The organism is Enterococcus sp. AZ048, assembly GCF_051715125.1.
Lineage (GTDB): Bacteria > Bacillota > Bacilli > Lactobacillales > Enterococcaceae > Enterococcus_A > Enterococcus_A gilvus.
In genome coordinates this window covers 973,947-986,195 of the sequence record NZ_JBIOTD010000002.1, presented here as the reverse complement: position 1 = coordinate 986,195, position 12,249 = coordinate 973,947, and the positions used below count along the sequence as shown (strand labels likewise).

At 40.6% G+C, this 12,249-nt stretch carries 18 protein-coding genes and 1 tRNA gene; 6 read left to right on the top strand and 13 right to left on the bottom strand.

Translation table 11 applies throughout. The features are described from left to right. Positions 1–457: 457 nt before the first annotated feature. The gene (locus IGI66_RS18410; RefSeq protein ID WP_010778896.1) at positions 458–718 is read right to left on the bottom strand and encodes a hypothetical protein; all 261 of its coding nucleotides are present in this window, start codon (positions 716–718) and stop codon (positions 458–460) included. A 126-nt stretch (positions 719–844) separates the two neighbouring features. On the opposite strand from IGI66_RS18410, the gene IGI66_RS18405 reads away from it, so the two are divergent. Further along, entirely contained in the window at positions 845–1,525 is a 681-nt protein-coding gene (locus tag IGI66_RS18405; protein WP_438849884.1) for a hypothetical protein, read from the top strand. 22 nt (positions 1,526–1,547) lie between these two features. On the opposite strand, the gene IGI66_RS18400 is transcribed toward IGI66_RS18405, so the two are convergent. From IGI66_RS18400 to IGI66_RS18390, 3 genes are all read right to left on the bottom strand, one after another. Next, positions 1,548–2,303 (bottom strand): MerR family transcriptional regulator, encoded by a 756-nt coding sequence (locus tag IGI66_RS18400; RefSeq protein ID WP_438849882.1) that lies wholly within the window; start codon positions 2,301–2,303, stop codon positions 1,548–1,550. Positions 2,304–2,425: 122 nt separating this feature from the next. Beyond that, positions 2,426–2,908, bottom strand: a complete 483-nt coding sequence (locus IGI66_RS18395; RefSeq protein ID WP_288227140.1) for a universal stress protein — start codon at positions 2,906–2,908, stop codon at positions 2,426–2,428. A 53-nt stretch (positions 2,909–2,961) separates the two neighbouring features. Continuing rightward, entirely contained in the window at positions 2,962–3,684 is a 723-nt protein-coding gene (locus IGI66_RS18390) for a C39 family peptidase (RefSeq protein ID WP_044926907.1), read from the bottom strand. Between the two features lie 272 nt (positions 3,685–3,956). Between IGI66_RS18390 and IGI66_RS18385 the strand changes: the two genes are divergently transcribed. Further along, positions 3,957–4,103, top strand: coding sequence for a hypothetical protein (locus tag IGI66_RS18385; RefSeq protein ID WP_010778891.1), 147 nt, complete (start codon positions 3,957–3,959; stop codon positions 4,101–4,103). Positions 4,104–4,363: 260 nt separating this feature from the next. Here the strand turns inward: IGI66_RS18385 and IGI66_RS18380 are convergent, their stop codons facing one another. Both IGI66_RS18380 and IGI66_RS18375 read right to left on the bottom strand, forming a co-directional pair. Further along, positions 4,364–4,792 carry a universal stress protein gene (locus tag IGI66_RS18380; RefSeq protein WP_010778890.1) on the bottom strand — a complete coding sequence of 143 codons (429 nt, stop codon included), beginning with the start codon at positions 4,790–4,792 and terminating at the stop codon, positions 4,364–4,366. A 73-nt stretch (positions 4,793–4,865) separates the two neighbouring features. Further along, complete coding sequence (locus IGI66_RS18375; protein WP_114525789.1) at positions 4,866–5,297, bottom strand: universal stress protein; 432 nt, start codon at positions 5,295–5,297, stop codon at positions 4,866–4,868. Between the two features lie 667 nt (positions 5,298–5,964). On the opposite strand from IGI66_RS18375, the gene IGI66_RS18370 reads away from it, so the two are divergent. Both IGI66_RS18370 and IGI66_RS18365 read left to right on the top strand, forming a co-directional pair. Beyond that, the gene (locus IGI66_RS18370; RefSeq protein ID WP_010778888.1) at positions 5,965–6,180 is read left to right on the top strand and encodes a hypothetical protein; all 216 of its coding nucleotides are present in this window, start codon (positions 5,965–5,967) and stop codon (positions 6,178–6,180) included. Positions 6,181–6,265: 85 nt separating this feature from the next. After that, on the top strand, positions 6,266–7,000 hold the full coding sequence (locus tag IGI66_RS18365; protein ID WP_438849897.1) for a class I SAM-dependent methyltransferase: 735 nt from the start codon (positions 6,266–6,268) through the stop codon (positions 6,998–7,000). Positions 7,001–7,083: 83 nt separating this feature from the next. Here IGI66_RS18365 and IGI66_RS18360 read toward each other — a convergent pair whose 3' ends face one another. Continuing rightward, positions 7,084–7,299, bottom strand: a complete 216-nt coding sequence (locus IGI66_RS18360) for a BhlA/UviB family holin-like peptide (protein ID WP_086305281.1) — start codon at positions 7,297–7,299, stop codon at positions 7,084–7,086. Between the two features lie 167 nt (positions 7,300–7,466). Beyond that, entirely contained in the window at positions 7,467–7,856 is a 390-nt protein-coding gene (locus IGI66_RS18355) for a transcriptional regulator (protein ID WP_438849879.1), read from the bottom strand. A 221-nt stretch (positions 7,857–8,077) separates the two neighbouring features. On the opposite strand from IGI66_RS18355, the gene IGI66_RS18350 reads away from it, so the two are divergent. Both IGI66_RS18350 and IGI66_RS18345 read left to right on the top strand, forming a co-directional pair. Next, positions 8,078–8,404, top strand: a complete 327-nt coding sequence (locus IGI66_RS18350; protein ID WP_010778885.1) for a helix-turn-helix domain-containing protein — start codon at positions 8,078–8,080, stop codon at positions 8,402–8,404. 4 nt (positions 8,405–8,408) lie between these two features. Further along, complete coding sequence (locus IGI66_RS18345) at positions 8,409–8,876, top strand: ImmA/IrrE family metallo-endopeptidase (RefSeq protein ID WP_438849877.1); 468 nt, start codon at positions 8,409–8,411, stop codon at positions 8,874–8,876. A gap of 40 nt (positions 8,877–8,916) precedes the next feature. Here IGI66_RS18345 and IGI66_RS18340 read toward each other — a convergent pair whose 3' ends face one another. From IGI66_RS18340 to IGI66_RS18320, 5 genes are all read right to left on the bottom strand, one after another. Continuing rightward, positions 8,917–9,144 carry a hypothetical protein gene (locus tag IGI66_RS18340; RefSeq protein ID WP_010778883.1) on the bottom strand — a complete coding sequence of 76 codons (228 nt, stop codon included), beginning with the start codon at positions 9,142–9,144 and terminating at the stop codon, positions 8,917–8,919. Between the two features lie 81 nt (positions 9,145–9,225). Further along, positions 9,226–9,426, bottom strand: coding sequence for a cold-shock protein (locus IGI66_RS18335; protein WP_010778882.1), 201 nt, complete (start codon positions 9,424–9,426; stop codon positions 9,226–9,228). A 650-nt stretch (positions 9,427–10,076) separates the two neighbouring features. Continuing rightward, the gene (locus IGI66_RS18330) at positions 10,077–11,063 is read right to left on the bottom strand and encodes an Abi family protein (RefSeq protein ID WP_438849876.1); all 987 of its coding nucleotides are present in this window, start codon (positions 11,061–11,063) and stop codon (positions 10,077–10,079) included. A 491-nt stretch (positions 11,064–11,554) separates the two neighbouring features. Then, positions 11,555–11,651: transfer RNA gene (locus tag IGI66_RS18325), tRNA-Sec, on the bottom strand. 138 nt (positions 11,652–11,789) lie between these two features. Then, on the bottom strand, positions 11,790–12,146 hold the full coding sequence (locus tag IGI66_RS18320; protein WP_114525792.1) for a DUF1622 domain-containing protein: 357 nt from the start codon (positions 12,144–12,146) through the stop codon (positions 11,790–11,792). Positions 12,147–12,249 lie beyond the last annotated feature (103 nt).

Here is a 12,249-nt window from a genome sequence, read left to right as displayed (position 1 = left end):
TGGTAAGTCCCCCTTTCTTCTATTGTATCGAATGGAGGGTCCTTTTGTACAGCGTTTATGAAGCGCTTTCTTTTTTTAGAACGGCTCATTTTTTAGAGAAAAGAAAAAAGCACCTTGAACGTCAAGGTGCTTAAAGGGGATGCTAGTCAAATACTACTAGCTAAGAAAGATTGAGAGAGGTCTTCCTCATATTCACATTTTAACAGATTTATTTCTTCTTTTGGCGATTTTATGAATTGTTTTTTTAACATTTTCAAATTTATTCTGAATGTTACTAAATATTTTTATTTCGAAAAAGTATTCATTCTATTTAAATACTGTCAAAAAAAATTATTAAAGCTATTATTTTATCGATATTCCACCATTTTTAAAGGGGGGGCTTCCCCCTGGTGTCTTTGCTTTCTTAAGAGACACTTTTTTCACTTTGATATATTTTTCACAAATACAGGTAAAAAAATTAGCCTTTTACATATTCTAATTCAACATTTTTTGTATCGTTTTTCTTAGCTACTTGGTACGCGGTCGCTAATGTTTCCAGTGTTCTAGGATCGAGCGCCAATTTTACGAATGTCGGCAGATCCAATCTGTTTACATCCACTTCTTTCTGGCTCACTATCGGCTGCATCATTTTAGCGAAGCCGCCTGTGATTGAAATCGATTGTTTCTCACAACGAATAGCATCTCTTAATTCCATAGGATTCGCAACTACTTTTGTCATTCCCATCACCTCTTCTTTTTTTTGATAATAGCATATCCGATTCTTAAAATCAATCATTTTGTGAAATAAAACACAAAATTATCGACGGTATTTTTCTGGTATACTTCTTTAAAAGGAGTTGCTGATATGAACGAAGATCTTCAACGAAGAGGCCGAGGATGGATAGAAGAAGCCGATTTATCCCCGTATCGGGGGTTGTCGCGTAGTGACCTGATTGCGTTGCTTGCCTCAGCAGATGCTTGCGAACGTACGGTTGCCGCACGATTATTGCCTTTAGATTGTGACGCGACACACATTTTATTAAGAGCGCTGATTCATGAGCCTGCTTTGTATACCCGATTAGCGATCACCGCAAAGCTGGAGAGCGGCGGCGAAGCGACTGCACGGGAGATGATTCCGTTGCTGAATAACATCGGTCACAACCAGCATCGAACGCCAACCGCCCCGTCAAAGAAGAAATCCTATCCTTTGCCACGGGATTTGATTGCTCGTTCGTTAGGTCGGATGTCGCCTGATATTTTCCCGATGCTGCTTGATTCTGCTGAGCAACTGTCGCCGTTTCCCTTGAGAGAGTTGATCGATGCTCTTGGGTTCATGGCCTTTTATCATCCCTCGGTAGCAACTGACACCCATTACCAGCGGCTTTTATCGTTAAAACATACCCATCGAAAAGATGCGTTGATTCCATGGAAAATGCTTATTTGTTTTTCCGCTTTTCCCCAAAGTAAGGCTGTGCTGCTGCAAGAAACGGTATTCTTGGCGGAAGCACAGCGCTCATTACGTCTGTTGGACGCAAAAAAGGATTGAGCCGAAGCACAATCCTTTTTTGCTATGCGTAATACTGAATGATTTGATACAATGCCTCCGCGGCGCCGACACCGCTTTTGCCATCGTAATAACGGGTAAACCGTTCATCTGCAAGATACATTTCGGCTACTCCCTTGTGTGCTTCGCCAAAATACTTCTTCCAGCTAAATTGCAGCCAAGATTTGTGCAGCTCAAACACTTCCTTCGCCAGCGGGCTTGGCAGTGTCTGTTCCTCTAAAAAAGCAGACAATTTCTGCGTCAGCTCTCCTTCAATCGCGGTCAACTCGCCGTACTCTTTCTCGCCCATGTTCTGCCATTTTTGATTGGCGTAAGCTACGGCGTCTTCTCCGTATTTTTCGCGGACCTCTGTGCCGTAATTCTCTTCATTTTCCAGTAGTCGTTGCTGCTTGAAGGCGTCAAATTTTTCTTTATTTGTCATTCGAATCTCTCCCTTGTAATACCCCAAGGTGTCCTCAAGGACCTGCAGCAGACGATCCAATTCTCCGCGTTTGCGGATCAGTTCGTCTCTTTGCTGAATCAAGGTATCTTGGATTTTTTCGTCAGGCCGGTCGATCAATTCTTTGATTGTTTTTAAAGGAATCCCCATGGATCGGTACAATAAAATCTGCTGCAGCCGATCAATTTCTTTGTCCGTATACATCCGATACCCAGCCTCGGTTAGAAAGGCGGGCCTCAATAATCCTCGTTCGTCGTAGAATCTCAAGGTCCGTGCACTGACGCCTGAAAGTTCTGCGATTTGTTTGATGGTGTAACTCATTTGATCCCTTCTCCCCTTCGTGAATGTGATGACTTCTTCCTGACAAAACCAATCCTACACCTTTACGTTACGGCAAGGTCAAGGAAAAGCCAGCATTAATTTGCTGGCTGTGGTTTTTCCTATTATTTCACCACCATCACATTGCATGGCGCGTTGTTAATGACATAGTCTGTGGTTGATCCCACCAGCACTCGTTCGACCGCGCCTTTCCCCGTGGCGCCTATATAAATCAGGTCGATGTGATAGGTTTCAGGTAAATCGAAGCATAGGGCTTTTTTAGGACTGCCGACACACGTGATCAACTGCTTGTTGTAGTAATCAATCTTCGCCGCCTCTTCTTCCAATTCGTTAAGGGCATACTGCTTCTCTTCTTCAAGGATCTGGGACACAGGCGTCGCACTATTGAGCATGATGCCGCTGTTATTGATGACTCGTGCGATGTACAAACGTGCATTGTTTCTTCGTGCGGCCTCGACCGCCTCCATCAATGCCTGGTGCGCTTGCGGAGAGCCGTCTACTGCTGCTAAAATGTTGCCATAACGTTCTTTCATGATGCCTTCCCCCTTTTCTTCTAGTATAGCAAGGTGTGACTGTTTTGTACGCATTTTTCTCCTAGAGAAGACAAAAACCACTTCCCTGAAAAAGAAGTGGTTTCGCGTTAGATTTTTTCCAGATAAAGGGATTGCTTGTCGGTTTGATCATAGATTTCTTTCAGGTCGTCCCATGGAACTTCACGGTTTTGGTACCCGTATGGATCGTTCACATACACGACTTCCTTCTCTCGATCGAAGCCTGTAATGACTGCGGAGTGAATCAAAGGCGTCACATACATGCTGCCTTGATCGGTCTCCCAAAGCATAAAGTCGTTATCGGTCGGCACTTGAAACTCCACCGTTGCGACGATCCACACCGGTTTTCCGCTGCCAACAACGTCAATAATCTTATCAAAGGAGGTTTTGCTGGAGCTCACGACGCGGTAGTCATCCCCTACGACCGACTTGGCTAATTTTGCGATTGGCTCGACCGCGACCCCCATCGCCTCATCGCCTCCAGTAATGTCTCCGACAAATCCTAAATGAGGATCGCCGTAATTGCCAGATTCTGTGTACAGCGGTTGATAATCCAGTTCGTCTGCCAGCTCATTTTTCGTTGTGTCAAAGCCATAATAACGCAGCAGCATGGATAACGCCGTCACTTCACACCCATTTTCCAGGGCATCCCCGTCAAATTGATTTTCTAACGGCACATCTAAAACGAGCTTCTTTTCCTGTTCTGTTTGGTCGATCAGCTCGGTCCAATCATTCTTTCCTTTAGCAATATAAATACCGCCGCTGATTACTACAAGCAGAATCAGCACTACAGTTATTCTTCTTTTCTTCATGTCATCACCTATCATTAGAGTCCACTTGGAATTATACGGATAAATAAGGTATATACCAACGATAACCCCTTAAATCAGATGATTATTAAGTTATTTTAAATGTTGTGAAGGCTTTCTAAAATGAAAGTTAAGGATTTAATAAGTTTAAATTTTTTGATGGCGTTTACAAACTTTTTGTTAGTAATTCGCCCCGATTCGTGTTATATTTATAGGTGGAATTTCGTTATCAGCGTAATAGTTGCCTTTCGTGACAAGAAGAAAGGAGAATGATTATGACATTCGATAACAAAAATGTGCAATACCGTGTCACGTTGGATACAGAGTTGAACCTTTTTATCGTTTTCGATAAGAACGACAAAAACCATGTAGCAACGGGTGTAACGATTGAAAAAGCGGTACAAGAATTGCAAAAGAACTAAGAGAACCGTTTGGTAGAAACAACCTCTATGCAACGGTGATCCGATTCATTTTTCGTGGTTTTGGAAAAATGATCACTTAACTAACGCATTAGCCTCGTCTGATGCAACGGTAAAATGATTTCCTTAAAACGAATGAGGAGTGACATCTCAGTGAAAGACACGAAATTGCATTAAAAGCACCTGCTGTGAATCCACGGTAGGTGCCTTTTTTTGTTCATAAAAAAAGGTCTTGACGAAGACGCATTCGCCAAAACCTGTTGTTATCTTACGACCATCACATTGCAGGGGGCATGATTCACGATATACCCGCTGGTGGAACCTACCAATAGCCGTTGGAAACGGCCCTTCCCCGTAGCGCCGACATAAATCAAGTCGATCGCATACTGCTTAGGCAATTCTTCTGTTAACGCCTTTTTCGGATTCCCAATATATTGCACGATCTCCATATTTTGGTAGCGGCCTCGCTCCTGCAGCTTTTCAAGGTACTTTTTGGCCTGCTGAGACTCTTCTGCTAAAATATCATCCATCGGCTGCGCACTGCTCATCAAAATACTGGAATCATCAATGACCTGAACCACATACAGCCTCGCATCGTTCCGTCGCGCAGCACCGATCGCTTCAAAAAACGCGCCTTCCGACTGGTCGGAACCATCCACGGCAACCATAATATTCTTATATCTGCTGATCATACTACCTACTCCTCCGCTGTTCATATTCTATTGACTTTTGTATTGGATCGTTCTTTCATAAAAGATAGGTTCTCTACCGAATGACGGTTACACTACAGGGGGCATGATTGACGACATAGGCTGCGGTCGAGCCGATGCGCGAGAGACGAATCTCCCCTTTTCCCGTCGCACCCAAGTAAATCATGTCACTCTCATTTTCCTTCGCAAATTCAACGATTTTTTCTTTCGGATTGCCCAACTCGACAAAAGGCTCCACGTTTTCAAGGTCCTTAAGGGATGCGTCGTGCACTTTTTTCAACAGCTCTTTTTCAACCTGTTCTTTTTCTGCCGCGTAGATTTTGCTAAAGGAAAAGGCGCTGGTGGAGAGTTCATTGTCATTGATGATTGAAATAACACTCAACTTGGCTCCGTGGCGTTTTGCCGCTTCCACCGCTTCATCAAACGCGTGTTCAGAGTGATTCGACCCGTCGATCGCGACCAATATATTCTTGTAGTGGCTGATCATTGTAACCGCCTCCTTTCTTAAATTATAAAGGAAAAGCGACGATCTGTGAAACGAAAGAAACTTTGTCGTTGATAACAAAAGTTATCGCCGTGAAAAGCGGATAGCTTATTCGCAGCAGTCTTTTGGACTAAAATAAATAATCGATTTCTTTTTTGTAGATAAGGCAATTTTTTTACAAATTTGAAAATTTTCGGTATGTTTCTCTCCACACCTCTAACGCCTAAAATTAAAAAAAGGATGTTATTCAATTTTCAAGAATAATCTGCACCGCTCTGAGCATTTTTCTTGTATCTCTTTGTGCTATCCGTTAAGGTAACAGTAGTTCATTTGTTTATCCGAGTTCCTTCCCAGGACTCCAGCCGTCGTTGCCCTGCGACGGCTTTTTCTATGAGCAAAAAAGTTGCCTAGAAAGCCTTTTCTATTTATAGTTAACTGTGGGTATACACCCATCCTTTATAGAATTTGTTTTTTCACTTGCGGACCGTTGCCTACTAGGCCGGTCTTTTTTTGCGTGCTGGGAAACGAACGCTTTTTTATTTCCCAACTCTTATCAACATCCCTTCCTACTCCGAAATTGGAATTTGTCCGAAAACAAAATCCCCCCTGTTCATTACCTGTTTATATGTTAAACTAGGTACGTTGAGATAGCGTAATTGGAGGAAAGGATATGTATAAAGCCAACTTAAAAAACATCCTCACCCGAAAAGAAGAATGTTCGATCGACCTTTCTATGATTCCTCATGTTGGTGACACCTTGCAATTGAGACAACCCGATAAGTTTTTATTGGTTCATGGCGTCACGCACATGATTGAAAGCGAGTCCACGGAGTTCGAGATCTTTGTTGAACCGATCGACCGTACCTATTGGATGAACGAAATTTAACGAAAGCGAGGATATACAAATGATTGCACACAAAAGAGATGCACTCCATGTAGTTTAAAACAAATACAATTACATGGAGGAATTTATAATGACAAACATTTATGATAACGAAGAATTTTTTGACAGCTATAGTCAAATGGCCCGCAGTAAGCAGGGCTTGGATGGTGCAGGCGAATGGCAAACGTTAAAAGGATTATTGCCGGACTTTGAAGGAAAACGCGTCCTTGATCTCGGCTGCGGTTACGGCTGGCATTGTTTTTATGCCGCAGAGCATGGTGCCACATCCGTCGTTGGCGTCGATCTATCGGAAAAAATGCTGGCGGTTGCCCGCGAGAAAAACACCTTTTCCACGGTCACCTTTATAAAAGACAGCTTTGATACGGTTGTTTTCGAGCCAAACAGCTTCGACATCGTGATCAGCTCACTGGCGATCCATTATATCGAAGACTTTGAAACGCTAGCCAAACACATCGGCACCTGGTTGGTTCCAGAGGGTCAGCTTGTCTTTTCCGTGGAGCATCCGATCTTTACTGCGGAAGGGTCACAGGATTGGACCTACGACGAAAAGGGACAGATCGCGCATTTCCCAGTAGACAATTATTTTTACGAAGGACAGCGCACCGCCCATTTTCTCGGCAGTGATGTGACGAAATACCACCGAACAATGACGACCTATCTAGACAGCTTGTTGACGAATGGATTCCAGATCCAACGAATCGTTGAACCTATGCCGCCTGAAACGATGATGGCAGTTCCTGGTATGAAGGACGAAATGCGCCGACCAATGATGTTGATTATAAAAGCAGAAAAACAATCTTAATACGCCCAGAAGTCTGAATCACAGGAAGCGACCGCCAAAAAGGAAATCTTTGGCGGTCGCTTCAAAGCTTCTGGGTTTTTTTGCTAGTTTATTCGTTCCATTGTTTCACAAATTTGTCGAATCGTCCGCTCTAGCCTCTCGATCTGCTTCAATGAACCGGTCAGCTCGTCAATGGTGTTCAGGTAACGGTCTTCTCGTTCGTTGTTTTGTTTCATTACCCACACCAATAACCCAACAAAAAGGATCGGGAAACCGATGCTCTCTGGATTCTCAAGCAATGAAGAAAGAAGTGCATCCATGCTGCTTCACCCACTTTCCGAACTGAAGCCCCGCGCATCGGCGGCTCCCAGATTCCCTCTTTTGACAACGCTCACGTGTTCCCTCTCTCATAAGAACCCTTCCTTTCTCTTAGATCTATCTTTAGTATACGCGAACTTATGTTCGTTTTGTTGCCAAAAAAAAGACATTAGATTCCTAAATGCTCGGCTAACACTTCAAAAAATTGGTCTCGCAAACGAATCACCTGCCGTTTACTTAGAAAAACATCCTCCGCCATACGGTCCAAATTTCTTTTTGGCTGCTTTGACATGTACAGACCCTCAATGATCGCTATCGTCTCACCGGTGGCTTGTTCCAAACAATAAGAAATGATCTTTTGGTTTCGTTCGAGATTGATCAACTGCCGATCCAATGAAATGGAGATCAACAGATCCTTGCTTTCTGGGTCAGTATTTTCCACCTTTGTTGCTTCAGTGGGATGTAATAGCAGCTTTCCCCTTCGCTCTAAATAATAATCCTGCATGTTCGGGTAGTCCTGCAAGATTCCTTTCAAATAGTCTTTCTTCCATTTTTCCATCGCTAGCCCTCCTTAAAATAACTCAAATACACTTAGAAGATAGGCATCTTCTGAATGAGTGAACACCTACCTTTTTTTAAAAGTAGGTTGAATTTCTTTTTTATAAGTCAATGGTAATACATTTCGCGTACACTGTAAATTCTTTTGTCCACATTTCGTCTCTTTTTATACGAAAAATAGGCGTAGTTATGGTATGCTGTTTTAGAAGGGAGTGACCACCTATGTTTGCTCAACAGTTGAAAGCCTTGAGAAAAAGAACACCGCGACTCACCCAGATGGACATGGCAAAAGAGCTCGGGATCGCCAAAACCACCTACGCCTCCTATGAACAGGGAAAACGAACACCCGATATTGAGACACAAAATAAGCTCGCCGATTTTTTTCATGTTTCTTTGGATTATTTGCATGGCCGCGAAAAAAATACGGCCTTTTCTTCCAAACAACTGACCGTTGCTGCGCATATCGATGACGAGGTCACAGAAGAACAAATGGAAGATATCTTAAATTACATTGATTTTATTAAGCTGAAGCATGCAAAGAAGGATTGATGAGATGGATAAAGCAGAGAAATTGATGGCTGACTTTCAAGGGATCGATTATACTTTTGAGCCTGCTATGCCAGACGGATTGAAGGGCCTATGCATTGATGATCAGGTTTATTTGAACCCGCGACAGTCGTCTGAAGAATTGACAGAGACAGTCGCAGAAGAAATTGCCCACTATTTGACGAGTGTTGGTGATATCACCAGTCAAGATACGAATGAAAAACGAAAGCAAGAGCAGAAGGCCCGCGACGTCGGTGCCACATTGGTCGTCACGCCACAGGATATTATTGACTGCCATAAGGAACATTTTTCGGCGGTCTGGGAATGCGCCGATTACTTAGGGATCACGAAAAGAGCCTTCGAGCATGCTGTCAGAGTCTACGCAAGAATGTATGAAGAAGGCTTGTCCTATAAAAATTACCGCATCCTTTTTCGCGCAGATGGCACGATAGGCGTCTTTGAGTTTTTTGAATAGAAAAACACCGGCCTTCACGTTTGCGAAGGCCGGTGTTTATTTACATAATAGGTTCGACGAGATCACCGTAACTAATGACCGTTGTGAAATCAATTAAATCTTCTGTTTCACTTTTAATTATTTTTACGATCGCAGAATTGTTCAGCTTGTTCTTTACAATCCCTAGTTGCGTTTCCTGGTTATATTCGAAAAATACTTCTTGACCGATCGAGAAGCGTTCCCCTAACGATGAGGGTTGTGGAGATTTGAATCCATAGGTGCTTGCCATATGTGAATATCCTCCTTCAAATAATTATAGAAAAAAAGAAGACCGTTTCCGATCTTCTTCGTTATCTGTCGATTAAACAAATTAGTCTTTTGTGATGTTTGTAGCTTGTAAGCCGCGTTGGCCTTCTTCTACATCATAAGAAACTGCTTGGCCTTCGTCCAAAGTTTTGAATCCGTCGCCTTGGATAGCTGAGAAATGAGCAAATACGTCATTGCCATCTTCACCTGTAATAAAACCAAAACCTTTGTCTGCGTTAAACCATTTTACTGTACCTTTATTCATAATAAAGTACCTCCAATTACACATCAAGTGTGTTTATTTGTAATAAAGAATGACGTGTAAAAAAAAGTATCTTAGAAAAGCTAGATAAACAACTAGTCACATATCAAAGTATTACTCAGTTACTATATCACGGATAGATAGTAAAAGCAAAAAAACATGAACATTTCCTGAATTAACTGTTTCAAACATTAAGTTTTGCTTCTTTTTCTTAAGAACTGTTCCCAAACACGACAACGTATCTTTCCTCATCCAAACGAAAAAAAACGTTGACGTTTCTCTCTGTTTTTAGTCCTTTTACCGTAAACACGAACGATTAATTGAGGAAGGAAAATAAAAAAATCCGACGTCCCCCTCGACAGATCTTCTCTGCAATAGCGTTCGTCGGATGTAGCGTTTATATTGGCGGGAATGTGTGGATTTAAATGTAGAGTTTAACCGGATTTATCATGGCTTTAAAAATCAACAATTCTTATTCAATTTCACTTAACTGTGAGGCGTATTTCAATAAACTCCAAACATTCAGTATGATAAAAACAAAGAAAAAAAGCCGGACGCATCCGACTTTTTTAGGTGCAAACCGAAGTAATACACCGCTATTTGGTATATTAATGGTACCATGAGCTATTTATAGAGTAAAGTAAAAAATTCTTCTAGCCGTTTGAAATATACTCTTTTAACCCATTTATTTTCTTCCTAGCATCTGTTCCTAATATCTCACTATATGCTTTCATCGGAATAGATGAATATAGTAGCTCTCTTTTTTTATCAAACTGTGATACTACGCGGGTCAGTTCCGTTTTTGTCGTATGCTGCTTTTTCATTAAAAATATAAGCAGTATTAAAAAGTCTACTATGCTTTCAAAATCAATGTTTTTTATCCCTGTAGTATTTTCTAAATAACTTATAAGTTGAGAAGAAAAATTACTGTTATTAAATCTGCAATCAAAAATCATAGAATTATGCATTGTTGCATTTCTAATACCTGTTAAACAGAAAATAATATTTTCTAACATTCTACCATTTTGATTAAAACCAGTATGATGCATATTCATATTTTGAGTAAATTCAATTCTATATGAAACATCCATACAAGAGATAAAATTTCCAAATTCCCCCATAGTTGTTACTTCAAAGTATGCCCACAAAGGAAGTGGCTTACTGCTATGAAAAAAATGCTGAATACATGGATGTCCTTTAGAATAGTTGTACGCAATAGTACTGTCTATCTTGTTCCTCAACTCCAGTTTTTTATTTAAATATTTTTTATAATCTTTATTTCCTACAGGTTTGGCCTCATAATCATTTAATTTATTTTGGTAAATACTTTCCAAATCTGAATCATTATCCTTTACCAAATAATCAATTAAACGATTTTTTAATGATGTTTCAATTCGTACTAGCAATGGATAGAATATTGTTTTTACTTCTATATCAAAATCATAAATAGCTTTTACTTCCTGAAAATTGTCATAATTTTGTAAATTAGTGCTCTTTTTTATATACCTACTCGCTTTGTAACCATGATAATATCCCATATTTAAAAGAGCCTGCTTCTCAGTACTGCCATTAATATCTACTCCATGAGTATTTCTAATATGTCTCATTAACCCATCAGTACTCTTCCCTTTTTCCACCACTCGCTATGACTCCTTTATAAATCAATTATTAAAATATTATATCATTACGCTTTGACTCTTTACAATGTAGTTTGACCGACACACACGCATAGACTCCACAATGCATAAGTACATTTTTTCCAACATTTTGTGTATCTTTAACTACAAACAAATCTATCCCATATTTGAAACAGGCTAAAATGTTGCCGAAAAAAATTATCCCTAAAACAGAATTGATAATTTTCTCGCTTATATCCTTTTTGGCACGCTCTCCAATGCTTTTAGAAAGTGGACTAGCTTTACAAGATGTTAAGGATCATTTAGGGCATTCCTCTATTGAAATTACTAGCAAATACTATTTACGCCTCATCGAAAAGCGTAAACATGAATCAGTCGAAAAAATGATGCACTATCTTGAGAATTAAACTAAATGCAGCGGAAATCAAAAAAATCCGACAAACATTTAACAGAAAGCGCTCTGTATCAATGTTTATCGGACATAATAATCATATTGGCGGGAATGTGTGAGAATCGAACTCACCCAAGAAGCTCTTAACTCCTCATACTGGTTTTGAAGACCAGAGGGAACACCAGAACCCATCCACTCCCGAAACAAAACAATCATACCATTCATTCAAAGGGGAATCAATAACAATTTCATAAGAAAAAAAGAAAGAATTTTCCCTCTCTGAGAAACTTCTTTCTTTTAAAAAATGACTAACTAATTGGTTTAAGCCTTTACCGCTTCTACTGCTGCTGCTCGGAGAATTCGTTGATTTCTTTGTTTAGGAAGTAGGAGATCGTGGTCCGAATCAAAACGATCAATCCTAACTTGAGAATGTCTTGGAATGTCGGATTAATGATTGTTTCAATAATATCGGCGACGATAAGAAATTCTAAACTTAATAGTATATAGCTGCCTAAATAGGCTTTAATGTATTTGATCTTGTGTAGCGCAGATAACTGGCTGGATTCTTTTCCTCGTTGCAGCAGTTTCATAAATGAAAAAACCGCCCCGTACAAAATAATGCAGATCGATAATATATCCAATAACAGCACGATTGGATGAAAAATAATTGGAATCAACTTTTCCAAGGTTGCCATAGTTGCCTCACCTTTCTTTTTTTGCTCCTCTTTAGTTTACCAAAGGCCTCCCTAACTTACCTAATTATAGCCTTGCGGGGATTAGACTCCCTCTTCTTTAACG

Bases quoted from the DNA above. Each gene is read 5' to 3' on its own strand.
- IGI66_RS18345 (WP_438849877.1), top strand. From the start codon at position 8,409: ATGGATAAAGCAGAGAAATTGATGGCTGACTTTCAAGGGATCGATTAT.
- IGI66_RS18340 (WP_010778883.1), bottom strand. From the start codon at position 9,144: ATGGCAAGCACCTATGGATTCAAATCTCCACAACCCTCATCGTTAGGG.
- IGI66_RS18320 (WP_114525792.1), bottom strand. From the start codon at position 12,146: ATGGCAACCTTGGAAAAGTTGATTCCAATTATTTTTCATCCAATCGTG.
- IGI66_RS18395 (WP_288227140.1), bottom strand. From the start codon at position 2,908: ATGCGTACAAAACAGTCACACCTTGCTATACTAGAAGAAAAGGGGGAA.
- IGI66_RS18405 (WP_438849884.1), top strand. From the start codon at position 845: ATGAACGAAGATCTTCAACGAAGAGGCCGAGGATGGATAGAAGAAGCC.
- IGI66_RS18375 (WP_114525789.1), bottom strand. From the start codon at position 5,297: ATGATCAGCCACTACAAGAATATATTGGTCGCGATCGACGGGTCGAAT.
- IGI66_RS18400 (WP_438849882.1), bottom strand. From the start codon at position 2,303: ATGAGTTACACCATCAAACAAATCGCAGAACTTTCAGGCGTCAGTGCA.
- IGI66_RS18390 (WP_044926907.1), bottom strand. From the start codon at position 3,684: ATGAAGAAAAGAAGAATAACTGTAGTGCTGATTCTGCTTGTAGTAATC.
- IGI66_RS18355 (WP_438849879.1), bottom strand. From the start codon at position 7,856: ATGGAAAAATGGAAGAAAGACTATTTGAAAGGAATCTTGCAGGACTAC.
- IGI66_RS18385 (WP_010778891.1), top strand. From the start codon at position 3,957: ATGACATTCGATAACAAAAATGTGCAATACCGTGTCACGTTGGATACA.
- IGI66_RS18380 (WP_010778890.1), bottom strand. From the start codon at position 4,792: ATGATCAGCAGATATAAGAATATTATGGTTGCCGTGGATGGTTCCGAC.
- IGI66_RS18335 (WP_010778882.1), bottom strand. From the start codon at position 9,426: ATGAATAAAGGTACAGTAAAATGGTTTAACGCAGACAAAGGTTTTGGT.
- IGI66_RS18370 (WP_010778888.1), top strand. From the start codon at position 5,965: ATGTATAAAGCCAACTTAAAAAACATCCTCACCCGAAAAGAAGAATGT.
- IGI66_RS18360 (WP_086305281.1), bottom strand. From the start codon at position 7,299: ATGGATGCACTTCTTTCTTCATTGCTTGAGAATCCAGAGAGCATCGGT.
- IGI66_RS18350 (WP_010778885.1), top strand. From the start codon at position 8,078: ATGTTTGCTCAACAGTTGAAAGCCTTGAGAAAAAGAACACCGCGACTC.
- IGI66_RS18410 (WP_010778896.1), bottom strand. From the start codon at position 718: ATGACAAAAGTAGTTGCGAATCCTATGGAATTAAGAGATGCTATTCGT.